The organism is Mycobacterium sp. SMC-17 (assembly GCF_045310915.1).
GTDB lineage: Bacteria > Actinomycetota > Actinomycetes > Mycobacteriales > Mycobacteriaceae > Mycobacterium.
The window spans coordinates 1-1,107 of record NZ_JBJIAK010000166.1 but is presented as its reverse complement, the minus strand read 5'-3'; the positions used below and the strand labels follow the sequence as shown (position 1 = coordinate 1,107).

1 protein-coding gene is annotated in these 1,107 nt (G+C 63.5%); it reads right to left on the bottom strand.

Going from position 1 to position 1,107, the window contains the following annotated elements:
- Nucleotides 1-916 (bottom strand): 30S ribosomal protein S12 methylthiotransferase RimO (rimO, locus tag ACJH7A_RS30600; RefSeq protein ID WP_406803328.1); only part of this gene is annotated, 916 nt, incomplete at its 3' end.
- Nucleotides 917-1,107: the final 191 nt, after the last annotated feature.

Sequence of the window (1,107 nt, the reverse complement as noted above, 5' to 3'; positions counted from 1 at the left end):
AGCCGACGATGAAGGTCGAGCGCAGCGTCAGCTCCGGGCATTGCTCGCGCCACTTCTGGATCCGTGCCAGCGTCTTCTCCTGCGCGGCCGGACGCTTCATCGCGCGCAGCACGTCGGGGCTCGCATGCTGGAACGGGATGTCGAGATAGGGCAGCACCTTGCCATCGGTCATCAGGCCGATGACCTCGTCGACATGCGGGTAGGGGTAGACATATTGCAGCCGCACCCAGGCGCCGAGCTCGCCGAGCTCCTTTGCCAGATCGTAGAACTTCGCGCGCACCGAGCGATCCTGCCACGGGCTCTCGGCATATTTCAGGTCGACGCCATAGGCCGAAGTGTCCTGCGAGATGACCAGCAATTCCTTCACGCCGGCCTTCACCAGCTTCTCGGCCTCGCGCAGCACGTCATTGGCCGGCCGCGACACCAGGTCGCCGCGCAGCTTCGGAATGATGCAGAAGCTGCAACGGTTGTTGCAGCCTTCGGAGATCTTCAAATAGGCGTAGTGGCGCGGCGTCAGCTTGACGCCCTGCGGCGGCACCAGGTCGAGATGCGGATTGTGCGCCGGCGGCAGCGCCCGATGCACGGCGTCCAGCACGCTCTCATATTGCTGCGGTCCGGTGATCGAGAGCACGCCGGGATAGGCGCTCTCGATCTGCTCGGGTTCGGCGCCCATGCAGCCGGTGACGATGACCTTGCCGTTCTCCGCCATGGCTTCGCCGATCGCGGCGAGCGATTCCTGCTTGGCGCTATCTAGGAAGCCGCAGGTGTTGACGATGACGATGTCGGCCCCGTCATGCTTGCGCGCCAGCTCATAGCCCTCCGCGCGCAGCCGGGTGATGATGCGTTCGGAATCGACCAGCGCCTTGGGGCAACCCAAGGACACAAAGCTCACTTTCGGCGCGGCGGCCTCTTGCATATCGTCCCAAATCTGCCTGATTGATGGGCAGGAGCTAGTCCCAATTGCCGAGAATTACAACCCTTTCCCGGACCTTCTGGCGTGATATGGATGCAGTCGCCGGGGCTTAAGAGTTGTCGATGAGCGCAGAATCGTCTCCCAGGATCGCCATCGTCGACGAGAGCCCGATCCGCGCGGCCATCCTGGAGGAG